The 23,791-nt window shown below is 70.5% G+C and carries 20 protein-coding genes; 16 read left to right on the forward strand and 4 right to left on the reverse strand.

Translation table 11 applies throughout. The annotated features are described in order from the left end of the window. Window positions 1-10: 10 nt before the first annotated feature. Window positions 11-673 carry a nucleotidyltransferase domain-containing protein gene (locus tag OG322_RS29330; protein ID WP_241199931.1) on the forward strand — a complete coding sequence of 221 codons (663 nt, stop codon included), beginning with the start codon at window positions 11-13 and terminating at the stop codon, window positions 671-673. Between the two features lie 85 nt (window positions 674-758). After that, window positions 759-1,406 carry a uridine kinase gene (locus tag OG322_RS29335; RefSeq protein WP_123469341.1) on the forward strand — a complete coding sequence of 216 codons (648 nt, stop codon included), beginning with the start codon at window positions 759-761 and terminating at the stop codon, window positions 1,404-1,406. Between the two features lie 692 nt (window positions 1,407-2,098). Here the strand turns inward: OG322_RS29335 and OG322_RS29340 are convergent. Then, on the reverse strand, window positions 2,099-3,109 hold the full coding sequence (locus OG322_RS29340) for a hydroxyacid dehydrogenase (RefSeq protein WP_123469339.1): 1,011 nt from the start codon (window positions 3,107-3,109) through the stop codon (window positions 2,099-2,101). Window positions 3,110-3,592: 483 nt separating this feature from the next. Between OG322_RS29340 and OG322_RS29345 the strand changes: the two genes are divergently transcribed. From OG322_RS29345 to OG322_RS29385, 9 genes are all read left to right on the forward strand, one after another. After that, window positions 3,593-4,921: a sugar ABC transporter substrate-binding protein gene (locus tag OG322_RS29345; RefSeq protein ID WP_123469337.1), complete on the forward strand. Its 1,329-nt coding sequence runs from the start codon at window positions 3,593-3,595 to the stop codon at window positions 4,919-4,921. Then, window positions 4,918-5,889 (forward strand): carbohydrate ABC transporter permease, encoded by a 972-nt coding sequence (locus OG322_RS29350; RefSeq protein ID WP_123469335.1) that lies wholly within the window; start codon window positions 4,918-4,920, stop codon window positions 5,887-5,889. Before OG322_RS29345 ends, OG322_RS29350 begins: the two co-directional genes overlap by 4 nt. Then, window positions 5,886-6,752, forward strand: a complete 867-nt coding sequence (locus OG322_RS29355; RefSeq protein WP_123469333.1) for a carbohydrate ABC transporter permease — start codon at window positions 5,886-5,888, stop codon at window positions 6,750-6,752. The genes OG322_RS29350 and OG322_RS29355 overlap by 4 nt, the downstream gene beginning before the upstream one ends. 134 nt (window positions 6,753-6,886) lie before the next feature. Next, window positions 6,887-8,233, forward strand: a complete 1,347-nt coding sequence (locus OG322_RS29360) for an alpha-L-fucosidase (protein WP_123469331.1) — start codon at window positions 6,887-6,889, stop codon at window positions 8,231-8,233. 45 nt (window positions 8,234-8,278) lie between these two features. Further along, a complete protein-coding gene (locus OG322_RS29365) occupies window positions 8,279-9,712 on the forward strand; it encodes a polysaccharide lyase 6 family protein (RefSeq protein WP_123469329.1) in 1,434 nt (477 codons plus the stop codon). Between the two features lie 32 nt (window positions 9,713-9,744). Then, window positions 9,745-11,169, forward strand: a complete 1,425-nt coding sequence (locus OG322_RS29370; protein ID WP_123469327.1) for a polysaccharide lyase 6 family protein — start codon at window positions 9,745-9,747, stop codon at window positions 11,167-11,169. Between the two features lie 108 nt (window positions 11,170-11,277). Continuing rightward, the gene (locus tag OG322_RS29375; protein WP_123469325.1) at window positions 11,278-12,117 is read left to right on the forward strand and encodes a sugar phosphate isomerase/epimerase family protein; all 840 of its coding nucleotides are present in this window, start codon (window positions 11,278-11,280) and stop codon (window positions 12,115-12,117) included. Between the two features lie 61 nt (window positions 12,118-12,178). Next, window positions 12,179-12,826 (forward strand): SGNH/GDSL hydrolase family protein, encoded by a 648-nt coding sequence (locus tag OG322_RS29380; protein ID WP_123469323.1) that lies wholly within the window; start codon window positions 12,179-12,181, stop codon window positions 12,824-12,826. Between the two features lie 110 nt (window positions 12,827-12,936). Further along, window positions 12,937-13,299 (forward strand): cupin domain-containing protein, encoded by a 363-nt coding sequence (locus tag OG322_RS29385; protein ID WP_123469321.1) that lies wholly within the window; start codon window positions 12,937-12,939, stop codon window positions 13,297-13,299. Window positions 13,300-13,365: 66 nt separating this feature from the next. On the opposite strand, the gene OG322_RS29390 is transcribed toward OG322_RS29385, so the two are convergent. From OG322_RS29390 to OG322_RS29400, 3 genes are all read right to left on the reverse strand, one after another. Further along, window positions 13,366-14,664, reverse strand: a complete 1,299-nt coding sequence (locus OG322_RS29390; protein ID WP_123469319.1) for an MFS transporter — start codon at window positions 14,662-14,664, stop codon at window positions 13,366-13,368. 76 nt (window positions 14,665-14,740) lie between these two features. Next, window positions 14,741-15,283, reverse strand: coding sequence for a methylated-DNA--[protein]-cysteine S-methyltransferase (locus OG322_RS29395; protein WP_124283800.1), 543 nt, complete (start codon window positions 15,281-15,283; stop codon window positions 14,741-14,743). Between the two features lie 89 nt (window positions 15,284-15,372). Then, window positions 15,373-16,374 (reverse strand): glycerophosphodiester phosphodiesterase, encoded by a 1,002-nt coding sequence (locus OG322_RS29400; protein ID WP_329307213.1) that lies wholly within the window; start codon window positions 16,372-16,374, stop codon window positions 15,373-15,375. Between the two features lie 210 nt (window positions 16,375-16,584). Between OG322_RS29400 and OG322_RS29405 the strand changes: the two genes are divergently transcribed. The 5 genes from OG322_RS29405 (at window position 16,585) to OG322_RS29425 (ending at window position 23,743) form a co-directional block, all read left to right on the forward strand. Continuing rightward, entirely contained in the window at window positions 16,585-17,460 is an 876-nt protein-coding gene (locus OG322_RS29405) for an MHYT domain-containing protein (protein WP_123469315.1), read from the forward strand. Between the two features lie 39 nt (window positions 17,461-17,499). Further along, window positions 17,500-19,617: an excinuclease ABC subunit UvrB gene (gene uvrB, locus OG322_RS29410; RefSeq protein ID WP_123469313.1), complete on the forward strand. Its 2,118-nt coding sequence runs from the start codon at window positions 17,500-17,502 to the stop codon at window positions 19,615-19,617. Between the two features lie 131 nt (window positions 19,618-19,748). Next, window positions 19,749-20,327 carry a TerD family protein gene (locus tag OG322_RS29415; RefSeq protein WP_123469311.1) on the forward strand — a complete coding sequence of 193 codons (579 nt, stop codon included), beginning with the start codon at window positions 19,749-19,751 and terminating at the stop codon, window positions 20,325-20,327. A gap of 238 nt (window positions 20,328-20,565) precedes the next feature. Further along, window positions 20,566-22,491, forward strand: a complete 1,926-nt coding sequence (locus tag OG322_RS29420; protein WP_123469309.1) for a TerD family protein — start codon at window positions 20,566-20,568, stop codon at window positions 22,489-22,491. Between the two features lie 259 nt (window positions 22,492-22,750). Next, complete coding sequence (locus OG322_RS29425; protein WP_123469307.1) at window positions 22,751-23,743, forward strand: TerC family protein; 993 nt, start codon at window positions 22,751-22,753, stop codon at window positions 23,741-23,743. Window positions 23,744-23,791: the final 48 nt, after the last annotated feature.

The raw sequence follows: 23,791 nt of genomic DNA on the forward strand, positions 1-23,791 counted from the left end.
GTGGCAGGCCGTGAGCGAAGAGGGCCCCGAGGACCTCGACCCCGCGCGCCGGGCCGCGTTGGCGCGGGAGGTCCTGTGTGCGCTGCGTACCCACTGTGCCGGGTCGCGTGCGGAACCGAGAGGTTCGCTCGCCCGGGGGACCGCCGACGCGTACAGCGATATCGACCTCCTCTGGATCGTGCCCGACGGCCGGTTCGAGGACTGTGTCGCCGCCGTCCCGGACCTGCTCGGCACGGTCCGCGGCGTCGCCTCCCTGCGGGTCGACCCCGGTCTGGGGAACTCCCGCAAGAGGCGGCTCCTCTTCGTCGACTTCGACCGCCTGCCCCTCTTCTGGCGCCTGGACCTGGAGATCGTCGCCCTGTCCGTCGCCGGCCGGCCCGGCTACGACCAGGACAATCCGGCGGCGCGCCGTGACGACTGGTCGAGGCCCGCCAGCGCGCTCGCCAACGCGGTCTCCGCGGTGAAGGCGGTGCTGCGCGGACAGCCGCAGACCGCCCGGGGCCTGCTGGAGCGCGGCTTCGCCCGCATCGGGGCGGTGGACACCGTCTCCGGTGACTGGTTCGCCGACATCACCCGCCTCGCCGAAGCCGCCGCGGCGATCGAACCGGCCCGGGGGCCGCTCGCCGAGCGCGTCGTGCGGCTGGCGGCGGACCATCGGGCGGAACTTTGCTGACGGGCCCGGCCGGGCGCCGGCCGGGGGTCCGCCAACGCCCCGGGTGATGCGGACAGCCCCGCCGCGACGGGGCGATGATGGATGCGTGCGATATGAAGCGATCACCTGGGAACGGCTGGCGGACGCCCTTGCCTCGCACGCCGACGCGCTGAAACCGTCCGACGGCGGGCCCTGGCTCAAGGTTGCCGTCGACGGGGCTCCGGCCGCCCGGACCGGCGAGCTGGCCGAGTCGGTCGCACAGGCGCTGCGGCTCCGCGGCCGGGCCGTGCTCCCCGTGTCCACGGCGGGATTCCTGCGGCCCGCCAGCCTGCGGTACGAGTACGGCAAGCGGGACCCCGACTCGTACTACGGCAGCTGGTTCGACACCGGGGCGCTGTGGCGTGAGGTGTTCGGGCCGCTGGAGGCGGGCGGCAGCGGGCGGGTGCTGCCCGATCTCTGGGACCCGGCGACGGACCGGGCCACCAGGAGCCCGTACCGGCTCCTGCCGGAGGGCGGGGTGCTGGTGGTGCACGGGCCGTTGCTGCTGGGGCACTGGTTCCCGTTCGACCTGAGCGTCCACCTGCGGCTGTCGCCGGGTGCGCTGCGGCGGCGCACCGAGGAGGACGAGCGGTGGACACTGCCCGCCTTCGCGCGGTACGAGGACGAGGTGGCGCCCGCCGGGAGCGCGGACGCGGTCGTCCGGGCCGACGACCCGCGCCATCCCGCCTGGACGGGGCTGCGGCGGGACGGGTAGCTCTGAGGCGTAAGGGCGTAAGGGCGTAAGGGCGTAAGGGCGTAAGGGCGTAAGGGCGCACGGGTGAACGCTGCGGAGTCCGCAGGTCGGGACGAGCGGAACCTCGACCCCGATGACGCGCAGCCCGCCAGGGATTGCGGGACAGCCTTGGGTGATTCGTGCCGAGGGATGTGCCGAGAACGACCTGCCCGCCATGCCGACACGGGCATATGAGTTCCGCCCCGGCTGTATCAGGCCCCTTGCCGACGCCGTCCCGAAAGGCCGAGGCCCGCAATTCGCTGTGACATTGCCGTGCAACGCGATGATCGGCCGTGCGCGCACATCCCCGGTGGGTCCGTCGGCGCGTGTGAAAGTACCAATGGGCCTTGAGGAATTCGGCCTTGAGCCCTTTCGGGTTCACGGCCTGCTCCTTTGCTCACGCGGCGGCCGGGCCGAATGAACATGCGGAACGACAGTGCGGGACAGCCCTTGGGCCGTTGCCTGCCCCGAACTATCACTCCTCCCGCTTACGTCTCACTCACGTTTCACTAACGTTTCGCTGACGTGGCGTCCCTGGGCTGCGGGCTTGCGGAATTGGGTGCCGATCGGGCTTGCCCGGTCCCGGGCATTCGGTACAGCATGGCCGCCTCGCGTGACGTCACGACCGGACGTCCCCCGGGGAAGGGAGCCTTGGCGGCAGTGCCTGGGCGGCGTCAGGCCAGAGAAGCGGCCCGGGCGGGGTCGATGGCATGCCGGAGCGGCAGGTCCTGTGTGAACCGGCGCAGTTCGTCGAGCACGAGCTGTCCGAGACGGTGGCGTTCGGCGCCCAGGGCGCCGCCGAGGTGCGGCGTCAGAACAACGTTGGGAAGGGTGAAGAGTGGCGAATCATGGGCCGGGGGCTCGGGATGCGTTACGTCGAGCACGGCGGTGAGGTCGGGCCTGGCACGCAGGACCTGAGCGGCGGCCGTCTCGTCGATCAGCGCGCCCCGCGCGGTGTTGATCAGCGTCGCGCCGGGCCCCAGGGAGTTCAGCAGCGGTGCCCCGATCGTGCCGCGGGTCTCGGGCAGGAGCGGTGCGTGGAGGCTGACGACATGACAGGTGGCGAAGAGTTCCTCGACGGGGACCAGCCGGACGCCCGCCTGCCGGGCGGCATCCGGGGAAGCGACGGGATCGGTGGCGAGGATCTCGACGTCGAAGCGGGTGAGGTGGCCGGCGACGAGCCGGCCGATGTGCCCGAGTCCCAACAGGCCCACCCGTGACCGGTAGGCGCCCGGGACGTCGGGATTGTGCGGGAAGCGGCGGCTGCTCGCGACCTCCCGCGTGATGCGGTGTGCCTGCTTCAGTCCGAGGAGGACCTGGGCGAGGGTGAACTCCGCGACCGGGACGGCATTGGCCGCGGCGGCGGAGACGATCGGGATGCCGCGCTCCCAGAAGGCGGGCGTGGTCAGGTGCCGGACGGACCCTGCCGCGACGAGAACCGCCCGCAGCCCGGCGGCGTGCGACAGGAAGGCGGTATCGAGGACGGGCGCACCCCAGCCCGTGAGCAGGATGTCGACGTTCCTCAGCACCTCGGGGTTCTCGTCGAGCTCCTGCTTGGTGAGGGGCGGTCTCTGCCAGTGCACGAGCCGGCCGATCCCGGCCAGCACCTCGGGCGGGTAGACGTCCGCCCGGCGTTCTTCCTCCATGACCAGCAGGGCTGTCGGTGCGGTGGCCGGTTCGCTCATGTCGGGTCTGTCTCCTCGGCCCGTCCGGTGCTGGACCGGCAGCCGGGCGGCCGTCGGTCCCTGCTCGGGTCTGTGGGCAAGTGTCTGACTGAATGTCGTGGATTGGTGTGGCCTGTGTACTTCTCAGGCTGGATGGCTTGCAGGGACGATACATCGGATCACTGGAATGTCCTCGCGTGCGGCTCGGATGTCCAGTCCTCGCTGTTCGGGTGGTTGTTGTCGCGGTCCGTACCGTGCCGGATCGGAGTGGTTGTTGGCATGGATGGTTGAACTGGCCTGCTATCAGGCGATATCTGGCGGCGATAGCGCCCTCGCGCGTTCCGGGTTGCCGGGGGCGTGCCCGGGAGGGTGTCCGGCGGGGGCCGTGCCAGCCGGTGGAAACTTTTTGTATTCATCGGACTATTGACCACTGATTCCGACCCCGTTACCGTCCCAGAAAGCGCTTTCCAGGCCAACTGTGACGCGTCGAAAACGGGAGTTGTGATGCAGAGATCGCGTTGGATCGGTGCGGGTGTCCTCGCCTCGACACTGGTCCTCACCAGCTGTTCATCCGGGCCTGCGGGAGTGGATGCCAAGCAGAACCCCAAGGCGCCTCTGGAGCTCTGGACCAGGACGACACCGGGCGGACCGGGGGAGCAGGGCGCGCTCAAGCTCGCCACCGCCTTCGAGAAGGCCACGGGCTACAAGGTCGAGGTCACGGCCATCTTCGACGACTTCGAGACCAAGCTGCAGCAGCGGGCCGCCCAGAAGAATCTCCCCGACATCGTCATGAACGACGTGACACAGCTCGGGGCCATGCACAGCCAGGGTCTGCTCCGGGAGATCGACCTGGACAAGATCAAGGACAGCGAGCAGATCATCGGCCAGGGGCTGGACTCCGGGAAGACCGTGGACGGCAAGCAGTACGGACTGCCGTACTCGGCGCAGGCGTCCGCGCTGCTCATCCGCAAGGACTGGCGGCAGAAGCTCAAGCTCGACGTCCCGCAGAACTGGGACGACTTCGCCGCGATGGCCAAGGCCTTCACCACCCAGGACCCCGACGGCGACGGCAAGAAGAACACCGCCGGTCTCGCCGCCCCGCTGTCCACCAAGCGCGGCTACGCCTCCTGGTACTTCTCCAACTTCCTCTGGGCCGCGGGCGGCGACTTCATTACCGAGGCCGGTAAGGGCACGTACAAGCCGGCGGTGACCACGAAGGCATCGGTCGAGGCCATGCAGTGGTTCCGCGACCTGGGCTGCAAGGCCAAGGCCATCCAGCCCGGCGCCGTCACCATGGACACCCCGCCGACGAACGAGACGTTCGAGGCGGGCCGGACCGGCATGTTCGTCGTCGGCCCGTACCTGCTGCCCCGCTTCGACGAGACCCTCGGCAAGGACAAGTACGAGGTCGTGCCGATGCCCAAGGGCCCCAAGGACGCCACCGTTCTCGCCGAGGGCGGCTCCGTCTATCTGATGGCCGGCTCCGAAAACCGGGCCGGCCAGGACGCCTTCGCCGGCTTCGCCGTCTCCGCCGAGGGCCAGAAGACGGCGATGGCGGGCGACACCGGCTACATCGTGCAGCTTCCCGTCAACAAGACCGTGGACATCTCCCAGGTGCGTCCCGACCCGCGCTGGAAGACCTACGCCCAGGCGTACCAGGATTCCGGCCGGTACGCGCCGTCCATCCCGAACTGGACCCCGGTGCGGCAGGCGACGGCGGACACCGTGAACGCGCTCATGGCGGACTGCGGTCTCGACACCGAGGCCAAGCTGGGTGAGCTCGACAAGCAGCTCGCCGACATCCTCAAGGAGCAGGGGATCGCCGCGTCATGAGTCTCGACCAGGCGGAACCGGCCGCCCCTCCGTCAGCCGGGCCCGCCCCCCGGAAAGCGGGGCGCCGGGACGGCGGGGCCACCGGCCTCCTGGGGCGCAGCCGCAGATCGGGCCGGTGGTGGACGCCCTGGCTGTTCCTCGCCCCCGCTCTGCTTCTTTTCCTGTACTTCAAGTTCATCCCCATGGCCAACGCGCTGACCATGTCCTTCCAGGAGGTTCAGCCCTACCTGGGGAACAAGTGGGTCGGCACCGAGAACTACGCCACGGTTCTGCAGTCCCACGGATTCCGCGAGGCCGCGTGGCACACGGTCGTCCTCGCCGCCGGGCAGACGGCCGGCTCGATGGCACTCGGCCTCGCCCTCGCCCTGCTGATGGAAGGGCAGAGCCGCCGGCTGAAGTTCGTGCGCTCCGCGGCGTTCCTCCCGGTGGTGGTGCCGATCGCGGTCGTCGCCGAACTGTGGCGGATCATGTACCACCCGACCGGGGACGGCATGCTCAACTCCCTCCTCGGCCTGGTGGGGATGGGCCCGTCGGGGTTCATCAACGACCCCGACACGTCGATGGCCTCCATCATGCTCACCGGCATCTGGCGGGGCGCCCCCTACGACATGATGATCATCCTCGCCGGTCTGACGAGCGTGGACCGCGGTCTGTACGAGGCCGCCAAGGTCGACGGCGCGTCGAGGCGGCAGCGGGTCTGGCACGTGACCGTGCCCGGACTGCGGTCGGTGTTCTCGATCCTGTTCATCCTCGCCGCGATCCGCGGACTACGGGTGTTCACCGAGGTGTTCCTGCTCACCAACGGTGGACCCGACGGTTCCACCGAGGTCGTCATGACCCTCATCTACAAGCTCGGGCTTGAACAGAACCGGCTCGGTGTCGGAGCGGCGGGAGCGGTCCTGCTGTTCGTCGCGACGCTGCTCCTGACCGTCGTCGTCCAACTGCTGCGGCGGAGGGAAAGCAAGTGAGTGCGCAGACCGAGACCGCGCTGGGCCTGACCGAGAGCCGGAGTGCCGGCGGACGGATTCTGCGGGCCGTCGTCTACCTGCTGGTCCTGATCGTCTTCGCGGGGCCCCTGCTGGCCCTGCTCGTCAGCGCCTTCGGCCACGTCAAGGACCCGACCCAGCTGAGCGTCATCCCCTCGGGCATCACGCTGGACAACTTCAGGATCGCCTTCGACCAGGGGGTGCTCACGTACCTGCTGAACTCGTTCTTCGTGGTCGGCGGCGGGCTGCTGCTCCAGGTGGCCGTCTCCGTCCTGGCCGGGTACGCGCTGGCCAGGAAGGTCTTCCCCGGGATGACGCTGGTGCTCGTCGCCGTCCTGGCGACGCTGATGCTGCCCGAGGAGATCCTGGCCCTCCCGCTGTCCCTGATCCTCGCCGATCTGCCGGTCGTCCACTTCAACCTCATCGGCACCCTGGCCGGAATGATCGTTCCGCTGGGCGCCTGGGGATTCTCCATCCTGGTGATGACCGAGTTCATGAAGGACGTGCCCCGCGAACTGGAGGAGGCCGCCCGCATCGACGGCGCCGGAGATCTGCGGATCTTCGCCCAGATCATCCTGCCGATGTGCAAGCCCGCCCTCGGTGTCATCGGGGTCTTCGGCTTCACCATGATCTGGGACCAGTACCTGCTGCCCCTCCTCGTCTCCACCAACTCCTCCTCGTACACGCTCCCGCTGGCGCTGCGGACCCTGCGGATCGACCCCTCCGTCACCCCCGGAGTGGTGATGGCCGCCTCCCTGCTGGCCCTGCTGCCCTCCGTGATCGTCTTCCTGTTCTTCCAGCGGTCCTTCGTCAGCGGTCTGTCCTCCGGCGCGCTCAAGGGCTGACCCCGCAGCCCGCGCCCTGCCCCCGCCCCGCGTACGGCACCGTGACGCACCCGCCCGTCGGCCGCCGTCCCCCTACGAACAGCCCCGACGCACCTCCGACACCCCCCGCCGCCGACGAGAAGGAGCGATTCCGCATGACCCCGAGCGCCGACACCCCGCAGGCGTACCCGTCCGAGGACCGTGCTCCCGAAGGAACCCCGGAGACGACCTGGTTCACCACCGCCCGGTTCGGCATGTTCGTCCACTGGGGCCTGTACTCCCTCGCCGCGCGGCACGAGTGGGTCAAGAACCGGGAGGAGCTGACCGACGAGCAGTACCAGGTCTACTTCGACCACTTCGACCCCGACCGCTACGACCCGGTCCAGTGGGCCAGGGCGGCCAGGGCGGCGGGTATGCGGTACGTCGTCCTGACCGCCAAGCACCACGACGGCTTCTGCCTGTGGGACAGCGCCCTCACCGAGTACAAGGTCACCAACACCCCGCACGGCCGCGACCTCGTCGGCCCGTTCGTCGAGGCGTGCCGCGCCGAAGGGCTCAAGGTCGGCCTCTACTACTCGCTGATCGACTGGCACCACCCGTCCTTCCCCGTGGACGGCACCCACCCGCAGCGCGACGACGAGGAGTTCAAGGCCGCCAACGCCGACCGGGACATCCGCGACTACCAGCGCTATCTGCACGGTCAGGTGCGTGAACTGCTCACGTCGTTCGGGCGCGTCGACTACCTGTTCTTCGACTTCTCGTACGCCGGGCGCACCTGGTGGGGTGGCAAGGGGCCCGACGACTGGGATTCCCCGAAGCTCCTGGAGATGATCCGGGAACTCCAGCCGCACGTCCTCGTCAACGACCGGACCGGCCTTCCCGGGGACTTCGTCACCCCCGAGCAGTACCAGCCCTCCGGCCCGATGACCGAGAACGGGCGCCCCGTGCTCTGGGAGGCCTGCCAGACGCTCAACGGGAGCTGGGGCTACGACCGCGACAACCTCGACCACAAGAGCGCCGACCTGCTGATCCGCATGCTCGTCGACGGAGTGTCCAAGGGCGGCAACCTGCTGCTCAACGTGGGCCCCACCGGCCGCGGCGATCTCGACCCGCGCGATTGCGCGATCCTCGGCGAGATCGGCCGGTGGACGGAGCTGCACGAGCGGGCGATCCGCGGCTGCGGCCCGTCGCCGTACACCGCCCCGGCCGAATGCCGCTACACCCAGCGCGGCGACCGGCTCTACGTCCACCTGTTCGCCTGGCCGTTGCGCCACCTGCACCTGCCGGGTCTCGCCGGCCGGGTGCGCTACGCCCAACTGCTGAACGACGCGTCCGAGATCATCCCGGTCCACATCGACCCGGACCGGCCCGCGGTCAACACCGAGATGGGCGGACAGCCCGCCGGAACGCTCACGCTCCAGATCCCGGTCCGCCGCCCCGACACCGCCGTCCCCGTCATCGAACTGTTCCTGGACACCACGGCCGACCCGGCCGACGGCTGACCCGAAGCCGGAACAGGTTCCGTCCACCGCACTCACGGAGGCACCATGCAACGCCGCACGTTCCTCATGAGCACCGCAGCAGGGGTGGCGCTGGCCGCCGCCCCCGTCGGCGGACCGCTGACCGCAAGCGCGACAACGGCCCCGGCGACCGTCCGCACGCCGGCCGAACTCCAGGCGGCGATCGACCGGGCGCGACCCGGTGACCGGATCGTCGTGGCCGACGGGACCTACACCGTCCCGCCGGACAGCCCCCTCACCATCCGGAACAAGCGGGGCACCGAGCGCGCACCCGTGACGATCGTCGCCCGGACCCGGGGCGGCGTCGTCCTGGAGGGCGAGCACAGCTTCGTCTTCGAGGCGTCCAGCCACATCACCCTCAGCGGCTTCTCCTTCCGCCAGAGCAGCACCCTGGACATCCCCCCGGACTGCTCGCACATCAGGCTCACCCGCAACGACTTCCAGCTGGCCGACATCGAGGGCCTGCACTGGGTGATGGTGCGCGCGGACGACAGCACGGTCGACCACAACCACTTCCACGGCAAGAGCACGCTCGGCATCTACCTCGGCATCGAGGGCGCGGGCACGGACGAGATGGCCCAGCGCGTCCACGTGTACCGCAACTACTTCTCCGACCACACCTTCGCCGGCTCCAACGGCGGCGAGCCGATCCGGCTCGGCGTCAGCCCCCGGGCGCTGTCCGCCGCCCACGCGGTCGTGGAGTACAACCTGTTCGAGCGCGCCGACGGGGACCCCGAGGCGATCTCGGTGAAGAGCTCGGACAACACCATCCGGTACAACACCATCCGCGACAGCCTGGGCGGCATCGTCCTGCGGCACGGCAACCGCAACCGGGTGGAGGGCAACCACCTCGTCGACGGCCAGGAAGGTGTGCGGATCTACGGCAACGACCATGTGATCGTCAACAACTACCTCGCCGGCCTGTCAGGGCGCGCCCTGGTGATCGGCAGCGGTTCCGAGCGCGACCACCTGCCCGGCGAGACGCCCGAGGCGCGCCGCGGCAACGACGCCCCCGACCGGATCCTCGTCGCGTACAACACCCTGGTCGACAACAACGGCACGCTGTCCGGCGAGAGTCAGCGCCCGCACGAGCCGCGGGACGTCACCGTCGCCGACAACCTGTTCGTCGCGGACACGGGCCGACTCGTCGAGATGGCGAACACCGTGCGCTTCACCTGGTCGGGCAACCTCCTGTGGGGCGCCGCCGCCGACGGCAACATTCCCGCCGGTGGCGGCACCCGTGTCGACCCGAGGCTGGTGAAGGACCCGCACGGCATCGCGCGGCCGGCCGCCGACAGCCCGGCGATCGACGCGGGCACACTCCGCTGGCCGCCCGTCACCCATGACATCGACGGGCAGCCGCGCGGCCGGGCCCGGGACGTGGGCGCGGACGAGCACTCCCGCCGGCCACCGAGGCGCGGACCCCTGACCCCGGCCGACGTCGGTCCCCACGCCGGCTGAGCGCACCCATCCGCTTCGACGCAGGAGGCACCATGCAACGACGCACGTTTCTCAGAAGCACCGCGGTGGCCGCCCTCGCCGCCGTACCGCTCACCACCTCGCTGTCGGGGAGCGCATCGGCGGCCGACATCCCGGTCGCCTCCCTGGCCCAGCTCCAGAGCGCGATCAACGGCGCCGCGCCCGGTGACCGCATCGTCGTCGCCGACGGCACCTACACGGTTCCGTCGGGGAGTGCGATCAACATCTCCGGCAAGAACGGCACCGCGGCGCAGATCACCATCGTCTCGAAGACCCGCGGCGGCGCCGTGCTGCGCGGCGAACGCGGCTTCGTGCTCAGTAATTCGAGCAACATCACCATCAGCGGCTTCTCCTTCCGGCAGAGCACCACGATGGAGATCCCGGCGGACTGCTCGGCGATCCGGCTGACCCGCAACGACTTCCAGCTCGCGGACGCCGGCGATCCGTACTGGCTCGTCGTGCGCGCGGATGACTCGAAGATCGACCGGAACCACTTCCACGACAAGACCACCGCGGGCATCTTCATCGTCGTCGATGGCACGGGCAAGACCGCCATGGCCCAGAACCTTCACATCTTCCGGAACCACTTCTCCGATCACAGCTTCACCGGGGCCAACGGAGGCGAGCCCATCCGCCTCGGCGTCAGCGGCCGGGCACTGTCCGAGGCCAACGCGATCGTCGAGTACAACCTGTTCGAGCGCTGCAACGGCGACCCCGAGGCCATCTCGGTGAAGTCGTCGAAGAACACCATCCGGTACAACACCATCCGGAACAGCCGGGGCGGCATCGTGCTGCGCCACGGCAACCGTTCCCTGGTGGAGGGCAACCACCTGATCGGTGGCATTGACGGGGTGCGCATCTATGGCAACGACCACAGAATCGTCAACAACTACCTGAGCGGGCTGTCCGGCCGGGCCCTGGTGATCGGCAGCGGCACCACCCGTGACCACAACAGCGGCGAGACGCCGGACGAGCGGACGGGGAACGACGCCTGCGACCGCGCGGTGATCGTGCACAACTCCCTGATCAACAACACCGGCATGCTCTCGGGCGAGACTCGGACGTACGAGCCGCAGGACGTGACCGTCGCCGACAACCTGCTGGTCGGCGACTCGGGCAGCCTCGTCGCGATGGGAGCCACCTCCGGCTTCACCTGGCAGACCAACCTGTTGTGGGGTGCGGCCACGAACGGCAACATCCCCTCCGGGGGCTTCACCCGGGCCGACCCGCTGCTCAGCCAGGGCACGGACGGTGTTCTGCGGCTGTCGTCGGGCAGCCCGGCGATCGGCGCCGCCACACTGGGCAGCGCCGCCGTCGCCGATGACATCGACGGGGACCAGCGCGGCAGCGTACGGGACATCGGTGCCGACGAGTACTCGACGGCGCCCGCGCTCCGGCACCCCCTCACGGCCGCGGACGTGGGTCCGAACGCCGCCTGAGTGACCACGGTGCCGGGGCACCGCCCAGCCTGCCCGGTCCGCCCGCCCCGTCCGGGCGGACCGCCCGAGAGCGCCTGAAAGACCGGACAACCGCAGGAAGGCAGTGTCATGACCGAGGAGAGCAGCCGGAGTGCGCAGGGCCGCGCCCCGCTCCGCCCGCAGGCCGGGCCGGAAGCGGGAAGGGCCAGGCTGGGCCTGTGCTCGGTCACGTTCCGCCGGCTGCCGGCCGCCGAGGTCGCGCGACGCGCCGCGGACGCTGGCCTGGAGGTGATCGAGTGGGGGGCGGACGTGCACGCGCCCGCGGGGGAGCCCGACACCGTCCGCGCGGTCCGTGAGGCCACCGACCGGTACGGGATGGCCTGTTGTTCGTACGGCTCGTACTTCCGCGCCACCCCGGGCGAACTGGCCGGATTCCCCGCCGTCGCCCGCGCCGCGGTGCTTCTCGGGGCGCCGCGGATACGGGTGTGGGCGGGCGCGGCCGGATCGCGGTCCGCCCGGCCCGAGGAGCGGCGCGAGACCGTGAGCTGTCTGCGGGAGGCGGCGCGGATCGCTGCGGACCACGGACTCGGGCTCGCACCCGAGTTCCACGGGGGAACGCTCACCGACACCGTCGCCTCGACCGCTCGGCTGCTGGACGAGGTGGGCGCGGACAACGTCCGCACGTACTGGCAGCCGCCGCTCGACACGCCCGGCGAGGAGGCACTGGCGGGACTCGCGTCGCTCGCCGACCGGGTCTGCGCCGTGCACGCCTTCTCGTGGTGGCCGGGCAACAACCGGCTGCCGCTGGCGGACCGTTCGGACCTGTGGACGGCCGCCCTCGGCCTGCTGGACGGCCGGGGTGTCGAGGCGCTCCTGGAGTTCGTGCCCGGCGACGATTCCGCGGTGCTGGACAGGGAAGCCGCGACACTGAGGGGATTCGCAGGCCAGACCCCCTCCGGCCGAACGTAGTCGACCGTACTCCCGCAGGTCACGAGGGATGCTCCATCGCCCCGACATCAGGACGGCATACATGCGCATCAAGAACGACGACACGCTTGTGTTCATCGGTGACTCCATCACCGACGCGGGCCGCGACCGTGCGGATTCCGCTTCGCTCGGCGGGGGTTACGTCCACGAGATCGCGCAGACCCTGCGCGACCGGGCGGACGACGGACCCGGACCCCGTGTCATCAACAGGGGGATCAACGGCGATCGTGTGTACGACCTCGAAAGCCGCTGGACCACCGATGTCATCGACCACCGGCCCACCGTGGTCACTGTCAAGATCGGCATCAACGACACCTGGCGGTGCTACGACCAGGGACTGCCCAGCCCGCTCGACGTGTTCGAGGAGTGCCTCGACCGGCTGCTCGCGGGCGCGGCGCGCGAGCTGTCCGCACGGCTGGTCGTCATCACCCCGTTCCTGCTCCCGGTCGGGCCGGACCAGGAGAGCTGGTTCGAGGACCTGTCTCCCCGCACCGACGCCGTTCTGCGGGCAGCCGTGAACAACGGGGCCCAGGTGGTCCGCGCAGACCTCGTCATGATCCGCGCGGCACAGGACCGGGAGCCGGCGGCGCTGGCCCCGGACGGCGTCCACCCGAGCCGTCTCGGGCACCGGCTGATCGCCGATGCCTGGCTCGCCGCGGTCGACTCCGCTGCCGCGGACCCGCGGAGGTAGCGCCCCGTCCTCACGCGGGCCGACCCGTCGCCGTGCGTGCCCGTGCCCGAATTCCGCGCCGGCCCGGGGCCCTGCGGGACACTCCGGGCCGGTCGCTAGAGTGACCGCTCATGACCACAATTGATCAAGCTCCCGCCTCTTTCGCCGTGCACATCCCGGACGCCGTACTCGAACCGGAACCGCTCGATCCCGCACAGGTCGTGTCGGGCGATCCGCAGGTCACCGGCAAGGTGCTGTGGGAGTCGGCCGACGGCAAGCAGCTGCGCGGGATCTGGCAGATCACGCCCGGCGTGGTCACCGACACCGAGGCCAACGAGCTGTTCGTGGTCGTCAGCGGGCGCGCCACCGTGGCGGTCGAGGGCGGCGCGACGCTGGAGATCGGACCGGGCGACGCCTGCGTGCTGCGCGAGGGTGACCGTACGACGTGGACCGTGCACGAGACGCTGCGCAAGGCGTACCACATCAGCCTCTGAGGTCTCCGAAGTCTCCGGAGCCTCTGACGCCCTCGGCGCCTGAACCCGCTTTCCGCCCCGCCGGGCTCAGGCCCCGGCGGGGCGGGTGAGGGACCGGCGCAGCGCCAGCGCGGCCATCGGCAGCAGCAGACATGCGCCGGTGAGGTTCAGCCAGCCGTAGCTCGCCCGGGAGACGATGACACCGGCGACCGCGCCGCCGATGCCCGCCGACGCGTTCATGGTCAGGTCCGACAGACCCTGTACGGCGGCGCGGGCGGGCTGCGGCACGGAGTCGGTGAGCAGCGCCGAACCGGCTACCAGTCCCGCGGACCAGCCGAGCCCGAGCACGAACAGGCCGGCCGCGGTCCTGCCGTGAGCGGCGCCCGCGGTCCCCGCCAGCAGTGCGGCCAGGGAGAGCAGCCCGACCGCCAGGCCGATGACGGTGAGCCGGCCGAAGCGGTCCGACAGCCAGCCCATCACCGGCGAGAACGCGTACATCCCCGCGATGTGGCCGCTGATCACCAGGCCGATCAGCTGGAGGTCCGCGCCGTGGTGGCCGAGGTCGACCGGGGTCATCACCATGATCGAGACCATCGCGGTGTGCGAGACGGTCACGGTCACCAGCGCCAGCCGGGCCATCGGCGACGCCCGCACGGCCGCGATGCCCGCACGCAGCGAACGGTTCCCGGCCGACCCGCTCTCCTGCGGGGCCAGCGCGCGCGCCGTGAGCAGCGGATCGGGCCGCAGCAGCGCCGCGACCACGAGCGCGGCCAGAAGGAAGATGCCGGCCGCCCAGACGAACGGCCCGGCCGTCTCGGACACGGCGGTGCCGCGGAAGACCCGGCCCGCCGGTGCCGCGATATTGGGCCCCAGCACCGAGCCGATGGTGGTGGCCCAGATGACCGTCGAGATCGCCCGGCCGCGCCGCTCGGGCTCGGCCAGATCCGCCGCGGCGAACCTCGCCTGCAGATTGGCGGAGGAGCCCGCGCCGAACGCGGCCATGCCGAGGAGCAGCAGCGGGAAGTTCTCCACCGCGGTGGCCAGCACCACGAGGCCGGCGCCGAGCGCGCCGATCAGATACGCCAGTACGAGACCGGGGCGGCGGCCGCGCGAGGTCATCAGCGCGGCCAGCGGCAGCGACAGCAGGGCCGTGCCGGTCACCGACGCGGTGGGCGCGAGGCCCGACAGCGCCTCGGAGCCGCTGACCTGTGTCGCCAGTACGGGGGCCAGGGCGATGCCGACGGGCACGCCGAGGCCGCCGAGTATCTGGCCGGCGATGAGGACGGCGGTCGTTCTGCGCCGGAGTGCGGGCAGGTCGGCCGCCGTGACCCGCCCGGCGGTTCGTGGCCTGCCGGGGGTGTCGGATGCGTCGCGGGTGTTGGTCACCGAGGAAGTGTGCCAGCTCGTGCGTACGTGCGGAACGAGGGCTCCGGCCGGCCCGGGGCGGCACCACGGGCCGGGGTCAGAACAGCGGCTCGGGCAGCACGCCCTCCAGCGCCAGCAGCCGCCGTTTCGTCTCCAGGCCGCCGCCGAAGCCGCCGAGCCCGCCGTCGCGCTCCACCACCCGGTGGCAGGGCACCACGACCGGCAGCGGATTGGACCCCATGGCCGCCCCGACCGCCTGGGCCGCTCCGGGCTGCCCGACCCGCTCGGCGAGCTCCCCGTAACCGGCGACGGCGCCGTACGGCACGCCCGCCGACAGCTCACGGAGCACCTGGCGGTTGAAACCGCTCGTCAGCGACCAGTCCAGATCGAGGGAGAAATCCCGCAGCGTGCCCGCGAAGTACGCCGCGAACTGGCGTATCGGCTTGGCCAGCCGCGCGGAGCCCGGTGATTCGACCGGCTCCGCGCCGAGCCGGGTGCGCAACTGGGCCAGTGCCCTGTCCCGTACCGCCGGACGCGCGTGGAAGACCACGCTCACCAGCCCGGCGTCGGTCGCGGCCAGCAGCAGCGGGCCGATGCCGCTCTCCACGACGGCCCACTCGACAACCCCGTTGCTGTTCATGGCAACCACCGTACGGCCGGCCACTGACAACGGTCGGCGGCCGGCCACGACAGCGGTCCGGGGTCGGCCGGCCCGCGGTCCCGGGGCGGTCAGCCCGCGGTCTCACGCACCCCGGTGGCCGCCCGCACCACGTCCGGCGCGTTGGTGATGATGCCGTCCACGCCGTAGCCGGTCACCCGGAGCGCGTGCGCCGCGTCGTTGACCGTCCACGTGTTGACCCGGAGCCTCTTGTGGTGCGGCCCCTTCAGCGCGTGCACCGCCGCCACGTACTCGCCCGAGACCGAGGTGTACGCCGGGTTGATCTGGTCGGTGAACTCGGCGTACGAGGGCAGCTGGGCGACGGCCGGGGCACCCAGGAAGCCCGTGATCACGTCCGGACGCTGCTCGTGCACCTTGCGCAGGCTGTCCGCGCCGAAGCTCTGGATCACGAGGCGGTCGCGGACATGGCTGTCGTCGAGCCACCCCTCCTGGCGCAGCGCCCGCAGGGCCGCCCGCTCGATTCCCGGGTAGATCTCGGGGCTCTTGATCTCCATGAGCAGGTTCTGGTGGTGATGCCCGATCCGGTCCAGGTACTGCCGGAGGGTGGGTACCCGGGTACCGGCGTACCGCGCCCCGAACCAGCTGCCCGCGTCCAGCCGGGCGATCTCGGCGGCCGTGAAGTCCTTGACCGCCCACGGTGCGCGGCCCGGGAAGACCTTCTCGGCATCGGTGGTCCGCTTCAGATCGGTGTCGTGGATGACGACGAGGACGCCGTCCTTGGTGAACTGGATGTCGTTCTCCACCCAGTCGAAGCCGAGTTCGGCGGCCTTGTCCACGGCCGCGAGGGTGTTCTCGGGAGCGTAGGCCGACGCGCCCCGGTGGGAGATGACGAGCGGGGCGCCGGTACGGGCCGGAGCGCGGCCGCTCGCCGTCCCCACTCCGGTACCGGTGGTCGCTGTCGTGTGCCGGGCGGTGACGGAGCGGGTCGCCGTCACGGTGTGCCCGGCCGCGGTGGTGTCCGTGACCGGTGCACCGGTGTTCGACATCAGGAACGTGCCGGCGCCCAGCAGTGCGGCGGCAGCGACGGAGGCAGTTGCGGTGCCTGCGTACACGTTGACTCCTTGCGTCAGAGTTGCGGACGGCCCGAGGCTCGCAGCCGCCGCCGAACAAGGGACAGGCGAGGGATGGCCGCCATGTGAACGCACCCCGGGGACCGCGTCATGGGCCGGTGCCGCTGTCGATAAAATGCAGTTCTTCTGTTTGTTTGCCGGGCCTCGCGCCTTAGGGTCGTCCGCACCCGGGCTTCTGCGAAGGGCGTGTGTATGCAGGGCACAATCGACGGTTTCAGCTATGGGGCGGTGACCCCCGTCGCGGCGTTCCTCATGGCCTGTCTCGGCGCCGCGCTGGGGCTGCGCTGCACCACTCGGTCCCTGCGCACGGAACGTTCCTTCAAAGCCGGCTGGCTGGCTCTCGGCGCGACCTCCATAGGCTCGGGCATCTGGACGATGCACTTCATCGCGATGACGGGTTTCTCCGTCGAGGAGGTACCGATCGGCTACGACAAGCCGGTCACGTTCGCCAGCCTCGCCGTCGCGATCGTCATGGTCGGTGTCGGGATCTTCCTTGTCGGGTACCGGGGCGCCACCCCGATGGCGCTGGTGACGGGCGGCACGATCACCGGACTCGGCGTGGCCACCATGCATTACCTCGGCATGACAGGTATGCGACTTGATGGGCAGTTCGAGTACGACACGATCACCGTGACGCTCTCCGTGGTCATCGCCGTGGTGGCCTCGACCGCCGCGCTCTGGGCCGCTGTCTCGATCCACGGCTTCCTGCCCAGCCTCGGTGCCGCCGTCGTGATGGGCGTCGCGGTCAGCGGAATGCACTACACGGGCATGGCGGCGCTCCGGGTCCACCTGCACCCCGCCACGCTCACCGGCACCACCACCGGCGACGCCCCGACCGGCCTCCTCGTGCCCATGCTGATCGGTCCGGCCTGCTTCCTGCTGCTCGCCGGGGTCGTCGTGATGTTCGACCCGCTGGTGGTGATGGGGACCCCGGACTGGGACGACGCCGCGGCCGGACGGGCCCTCGGTATCCCCGCCCAGCGCCAGGTACCCCGGTTCGGCACGCACGCCGACCCGGCGTCCTTCCACTCGCAGCGGCGCGACCCCGTGGAGCACCACGACCGCTGACCCGGCCCCGTTGTCAGTGGGGGGTCGTACGGTGGATGCATGCGGCCCGTTTCGAAGATCGAACGTTCGGTGGCGCCTTTCGAGGTCGTCAGTCCCTACCAGCCCAGCGGCGACCAGCCGACGGCCATCGCCGAGCTGGAGCGGCGCGTCAGGGCAGGTGAGAAGGATGTCGTGCTCCTCGGCGCGACCGGCACCGGAAAGTCGGCGACCACCGCCTGGATGATCGAGAAGCTGCAGCGCCCCACCCTGGTGATGGCGCCGAACAAGACCCTCGCCGCCCAGCTGGCCAACGAGTTCCGCGAGCTCCTGCCCAACAACGCCGTCGAGTACTTCGTCTCGTACTACGACTACTACCAGCCCGAGGCGTACGTCCCGCAGTCGGACACCTACATCGAGAAGGACTCCTCGATCAACGAGGAGGTCGAGCGGCTGCGCCACTCCGCGACGAACTCACTGCTCACCCGGCGTGACGTCATCGTGGTCGCCTCCGTCTCCTGCATCTACGGCCTCGGCACACCGCAGGAATACGTGGACCGGATGGTCCAGCTCAAGGTGGGCGACGAGATCGACCGCGACCAGCTGCTGCGCCGCTTCGTCGAGATCCAGTACAGCCGCAACGACCTGGCGTTCGCCCGCGGCACCTTCCGGGTGCGGGGCGACACCATCGAGATCTTCCCGGTCTACGAGGAGCTCGCCGTCCGCATCGAGATGTTCGGTGACGAGATCGAGGCGCTCTCCACCCTCCACCCGCTCACCGGCGAGGTCATCAGCGAGGACCAGTCCCTCCACGTCTTCCCCGCCAGCCACTACGTGGCGGGACCGGAGCGCCTGGAGAAGGCCGTCGGCGGCATCGAGAGCGAGCTGGAGCAGCGGCTGGCCGAGCTGGAGAAGCAGGGCAAGATGCTGGAGGCCCAGCGGCTGCGGATGCGCACCACGTACGACATCGAGATGCTGCGCCAGATCGGCACCTGCTCAGGTGTCGAGAACTACTCGATGCACTTCGACGACCGCACCCCCGGCACCGCGCCCAACACCCTCCTCGACTACTTCCCCGAGGACTTCCTCCTCGTGCTCGACGAATCGCATGTCACCGTGCCGCAGATCGGCGCGATGTACGAGGGCGACGCCTCCCGCAAGCGGACCCTCGTCGACCACGGCTTCCGGCTGCCGTCCGCCCTGGACAACCGCCCGCTGAAGTGGGAGGAGTTCCTCGGACGGATCAACCAGACGGTCTACCTCTCCGCCACCCCCGGCAAGTACGAGCTCTCCCGGGGCGACGGCTTCGTGGAGCAGATCATCCGCCCCACCGGCCTCGTCGACCCGGAGATCGTCGTCAAGCCCACCGAGGGCCAGATCGACGACCTGGTGCACGAGATCCGCAAGCGCACCGAGAAGGACGAGCGGGTCCTGGTCACCACCCTCACCAAGAAGATGTCGGAGGACCTCACCGACTACTTCCTGGAGCTCGGCATCCAGGTCCGCTACCTGCACAGCGACGTCGACACCCTGCGCCGCATCGAGCTGCTGCGCGAACTGCGCTCGGGCGAGTACGACGTCCTGGTCGGCATCAACCTCCTGCGCGAGGGCCTCGACCTGCCCGAGGTGTCACTCGTGGCGATCCTCGACGCCGACAAGCAGGGCTTCCTGCGCTCGGGCACCTCGCTGATCCAGACCATCGGCCGCGCGGCTCGCAACGTGTCCGGGCAGGTCCATATGTACGCGGACAAGATCACCCCGGCGATGGCGCAGGCCATCGACGAGACCAACCGGCGCCGCGAGAAGCAGATCGCCTACAACACCGAGCGCGGGCTCGACCCGCAGCCACTGCGCAAGAAGATCAACGACATCGTCGCGACGATCGCCCGCGAGGAGGTCGACACCGAGCAGCTGCTGGGCACCGGATACCGCCAGGCGAAGGGCACCAAGGCGGCCGTGCCCACGCTGGGCATCAAGGCCGGTTCCGCGAAGGCCAAGAGGGACGGGGCGGTGGTCACCGACCGCCCGGCCACCGAGCTCGCCGGGATCATCGAGGAGATGACCGACCGGATGCGTGCGGCCGCCGCGGACCTGCAGTTCGAGGTGGCCGCCCGACTGCGGGACGAGGTGGGGGAGTTGAAGAAGGAGTTGCGCCAGATGCGGGAGGCGGGCCTGGCCTGACCCCGTGGTGCGGGGTGTGTTGCAAGACCGACACAAAACGGCCCGGACCCGATGCGCCGGTGGCGCGACTGCGTAGGGTGCTGGAATCCGCGCAAGGACGGTTTGCGGGGAAAGCGGAGAGGGGACAGCGCGTGACGGTCAATATGACCAAGGGCCAGGCCATCAGCCTGCAGAAGAGCGACGGGGGGACCCTGACCGCGGTTCGGATGGGGCTCGGCTGGCAGGCGGCGCCGCGTCGCGGTCTGTTCGGTTCGCGCACCCGGGAGATCGACCTGGACGCCTCGGCGGTCCTGTTCGCCGACAAGCAGCCGGTCGACGTCGTCTTCTTCCGGCACCTCGTCAGCGACGACGGCTCGGTCAAGCACACCGGGGACAACCTGGTCGGCGGCGCCGGCTCGGGCGGCGACGACGAGGCCATCCTGGTCGACCTCCAGCGGGTGCCGGTCCACATCGACCAGATCGTCTTCACGGTGAACTCCTTCACCGGCCAGACGTTCCAGGAGGTACAGAACGCCTTCTGCCGCATCGTCGACGAGACCAACGGCCAGGAGCTCGCCCGCTACACGCTGGACGGCGGCGGGCAGTACACCGCCCAGATCATGGCGAAGGTGCACCGCGCGGGGAACGGGTGGCAGATGACCGCCATCGGCACCCCGGCCAACGGCCGCACCTTCCAGGACCTCATGCCGGCGATCCTGCCGCACCTGTAGGCAGAGCCGGACCAGCCGGTCCGTATCGGTACGCGCAGCTCCCGGAGGCATCGGCCGCCGGGAGCTGCACCGCATCGAGGCCCCGGCAGTACGTACGACCGGCGGCAAGCAAGTCCCTGCGGTACGCACGGCATGGCAGTACGCACGACATGCAGTACGCACGACAATGGCACCGGACGGTGCCGCACCGCACGCGGCACCGCGCCGCGCGGCAGCAACTCGTCGAGGGGACAGGGCAATGACGGCCGAGCTGGTCCGGGGGCAGAACCACACCTTGCCCCAGACCCGTCTGGAGATCCGGATATCGGCAGGTGCGCCCGTCGTGGCCGGGGCCACGCTCGGCGACGAGCACGGCACCGTGCACGGCGTCGAGCGGATCGCCCACCCCGGCTCGCCGCAACTGCCGGGGCTCGAAGTGTCCAGGCAGGCCGCGGCCGACCACCGGCTCGCCGTCGACCTCGACGCCCTGCCCGACGGGGTGCACCGGGTCACGGTGCTGCTGGCCCTGCCGCTGGAGGCGGGCGGCCCGATCAGGTTCGGAGCCGTGGCCGCGCCCTTCGTCGCCGTCACCGGACTCGACGGCGACGAGATCGCCACCTTCACCCTGACCGGCCTGGACACCGAGTCCGCGGTCGCCGCCCTGGAGCTCTACCGCCGGCAGGGCGGCTGGAAGGTCCGCGCGGTCGGCCAGGGCTATGCGGGCGGTCTCGCCGCGATGCTCGCCGATCAGGGCGTGGACCGGGCGGCCGAACTGGCCGGGTCGATCCAGGCGGCGGTCGCCCGGGGCATGGCCCGCTCCGTGTCGCCGCCCCCGCCCCGCACCCCGGAGGGCGACCGGGTCAGGCACGCGGCGGGCCCCGCACCTGCCCCGGGCGGCGGTCAGCCCCCCGTCCGGCCCCCGGCCGCCCAGCAGCCCGAGCCCCCGGCCGCCGTCCCGTCCGGCCCCATCGACTACGCGCACCCGCGCCGCCAGTCAGCAGCGCCCCCGCCGCCCCCTCCCGCCGCGCCGCCCGCCGCGCCCGGACAGCCGGCGCAGCCCGTCGCCGGGGACGCGACCGGATGGTCCATGGACGAGCGCCTCTACAACCAGATCTGGGGGATGTTCGAGGACCTGGCCAGGGCCACCGCCGCGTACCGCAGCGCCGTCGACTTCGCCGAGTCCCGGATGGACCAGGAGCTGGCGCAGACCCTGTCCGACCCGCGCAGCCGGATCGGCGGTGCGGGCGACCGGGCCCGTGAGCAGGCCCGTGCCAAACGCGACGAGCTGACCGGCCGGGCCCGTGAGGCGCTGGACCGCGACCTCGCCCAGCTGGCCGCCGAGTCCGCCGTGGTGGAACCGGCGCTCCCCGCCCCGTACGCGGGCTGGGACAACCCCGTCTGGCACGCCTACCGGGTTCCGATGGAGATCCCGATGGCGCTGCGGATCGGCGACCTGCACCTGCCGGAGAGCACCGCCCTGCGTATCCCGCTGCTCGTACGGCTGCCGCTGGAGCGCGGGATCTGGATCGACAGCGGGCGTACGGCCTCCGAGGCCGCCGCCCCGACGGACAGCGACCAGTTGCACCGGCTGGCCATGGAGAGCGCGGTCCTGCACGCCGCCCGGCTGCTCGCCGTCTACCCGGCGGACGAGTTCTCGGTCCATGTCATCGACCCGGCGGGCTCTGCCGCGGCCGCGCTCGCCCCGCTGGTCCGCTCCGGGGTGCTCGCGGGCCCGCCCGCGTCCGGTCCCGGGGGAGTGTCCTCGGTCCTCGCCCAGCTCACCCGGCGGGTCGATCTGGTGCAGATGGCGATCCGGGCCGGTGCCGCGGATTCGCTGCCGCCCGATCTGGACCCGGCCGAGCAGCTGCTGATCGTCAACGACTTCCCGCACGGCTTCGACGACCGGGCCGTCACCCAGCTGCGCTACCTCGCCGACGAGGGGCCGTCCGTCGGCGTCCATCTCCTGATGGTCGCGGACCGGGAGGACGCCTCCGCGTTCGGGCCGGTGCTCGATCCGCTGTGGCGGTCGCTGCTCCGGATCACCCCGGTCGCCGACGACCATCTGGCCGACCCCTGGGTCGGCCACGCCTGGACGTACGAGCCGTTGAGGACGCCTCCCGGCAGCGGCGTTCTTGAGCTGGTGCTCGCCCAGGTGGCGGCCGCCCGCCGCACCGGACCCCGCTGACCTGCTCCGTCCCGGTTCGGCTACTACCACTCTGACCTGGGGTTTTGAGACTCCTTTAGTCTTCTCTTTACCTTTACTTGGTAATTCCTGTACTGTTCTTCGAGCGGAGGGGAGTACTCCCGATCGCGGCGTTCCCGTCAGTACGGACTGTGACCGGTCCCGGGGCGCCGGCCAGGCGCGCAGCCCGCGCGCCCAGGTGGAAGAGACCTCCGGCAGCGACGACGCTGATCAGTAGCCGTAGCGAACTGCCGGAGGCGCAGTGGACGTTTCATGGACCCTCTGGGCGCTGACCATTCTTGGTCTGAGCGCCCTCATCGCCGTCGACTTCTTCATCGGGCGCAAGCCCCATGACGTGTCGACCAAGGAAGCCGGAATCTGGACGATCGTCTGGATCGCGCTGGCCGCCCTCTTCGGACTCGGCCTGCTCGCCTTCGGCGAGACCCAGGCCTCGGGCGAGTTCTTCGCCGGCTTCATCACCGAGAAGTCGCTGAGCGTCGACAACCTCTTCGTCTTCGTGCTGATCATGGCGAAGTTCTCGGTGCCCTCCCACCTCCAGCAGCGGGTGCTGCTCTTCGGCGTACTGATCGCACTGGTGCTGCGGGCGGTCTTCATCGCCGCGGGCGCCGCGGTCATCGCCAACTTCTCGTGGGTCTTCTACATCTTCGGCGCGTTCCTGATCTTCACCGCCTGGAAGCTCATCCAGGAGGCGCGGGCCGACGACGAGGAGGAGGAGTTCGAGGAGAACCGCCTCCTGAAGACGATCGAGCGCCGCTTCGGAGTCGCCGACAGGTACCACGGCACCAAGCTCTTCATCCGCAACAACGGCAAGCGCGTCATGACGCCCCTGATGGTCGTCATGCTCGCCATCGGCACCACCGATGTGCTGTTCGCGCTGGACTCGATCCCGGCGATCTTCGGGCTGACCCAGGACCCGTACATCGTCTTCACCGCCAACGCCTTCGCCCTGATGGGGCTGCGGCAGCTGTACTTCCTGATCGGCGGTCTGCTGAAGAAGCTGGTCCACCTCAGCTACGGGCTCTCGGTGATCCTCGGCTTCATCGGCGTCAAGCTGGTGCTGCACGCCCTGCACGAGTCCGGGGTGAACGTCCCCGAGATCTCCATCCCGGTCTCGCTCGGCGTCATCTGCGGCGTGCTGGTGATCACCACGATCACCAGCCTCCTCGCCAACAAGAAGCAGGCCGCCGCGGAGGCCGAGGACAGCGCGGACAAGGGCGCCGGAATCGACGCCTGACCGGCCGCGAGGCCCGGTGGCGCACACGGTGCGGCCCCGGTGGCGTCC

The organism is Streptomyces sp. NBC_01260 (genome assembly GCF_036226405.1).
Classification (GTDB): domain Bacteria; phylum Actinomycetota; class Actinomycetes; order Streptomycetales; family Streptomycetaceae; genus Streptomyces; species Streptomyces laculatispora.

Bases quoted from the DNA above. Each gene is read 5' to 3' on its own strand.
- OG322_RS29405 (WP_123469315.1), top strand. From the start codon at position 16,585: ATGCAGGGCACAATCGACGGTTTCAGCTATGGGGCGGTGACCCCCGTC.
- OG322_RS29370 (WP_123469327.1), top strand. From the start codon at position 9,745: ATGCAACGACGCACGTTTCTCAGAAGCACCGCGGTGGCCGCCCTCGCC.
- OG322_RS29385 (WP_123469321.1), top strand. From the start codon at position 12,937: ATGACCACAATTGATCAAGCTCCCGCCTCTTTCGCCGTGCACATCCCG.
- OG322_RS29380 (WP_123469323.1), top strand. From the start codon at position 12,179: ATGCGCATCAAGAACGACGACACGCTTGTGTTCATCGGTGACTCCATC.
- OG322_RS29420 (WP_123469309.1), top strand. From the start codon at position 20,566: ATGACGGCCGAGCTGGTCCGGGGGCAGAACCACACCTTGCCCCAGACC.
- OG322_RS29375 (WP_123469325.1), top strand. From the start codon at position 11,278: ATGACCGAGGAGAGCAGCCGGAGTGCGCAGGGCCGCGCCCCGCTCCGC.
- OG322_RS29350 (WP_123469335.1), top strand. From the start codon at position 4,918: ATGAGTCTCGACCAGGCGGAACCGGCCGCCCCTCCGTCAGCCGGGCCC.
- OG322_RS29395 (WP_124283800.1), bottom strand. From the start codon at position 15,283: ATGAACAGCAACGGGGTTGTCGAGTGGGCCGTCGTGGAGAGCGGCATC.
- uvrB (WP_123469313.1), top strand. From the start codon at position 17,500: ATGCGGCCCGTTTCGAAGATCGAACGTTCGGTGGCGCCTTTCGAGGTC.
- OG322_RS29345 (WP_123469337.1), top strand. From the start codon at position 3,593: ATGCAGAGATCGCGTTGGATCGGTGCGGGTGTCCTCGCCTCGACACTG.
- OG322_RS29360 (WP_123469331.1), top strand. From the start codon at position 6,887: ATGACCCCGAGCGCCGACACCCCGCAGGCGTACCCGTCCGAGGACCGT.
- OG322_RS29340 (WP_123469339.1), bottom strand. From the start codon at position 3,109: ATGAGCGAACCGGCCACCGCACCGACAGCCCTGCTGGTCATGGAGGAA.
- OG322_RS29365 (WP_123469329.1), top strand. From the start codon at position 8,279: ATGCAACGCCGCACGTTCCTCATGAGCACCGCAGCAGGGGTGGCGCTG.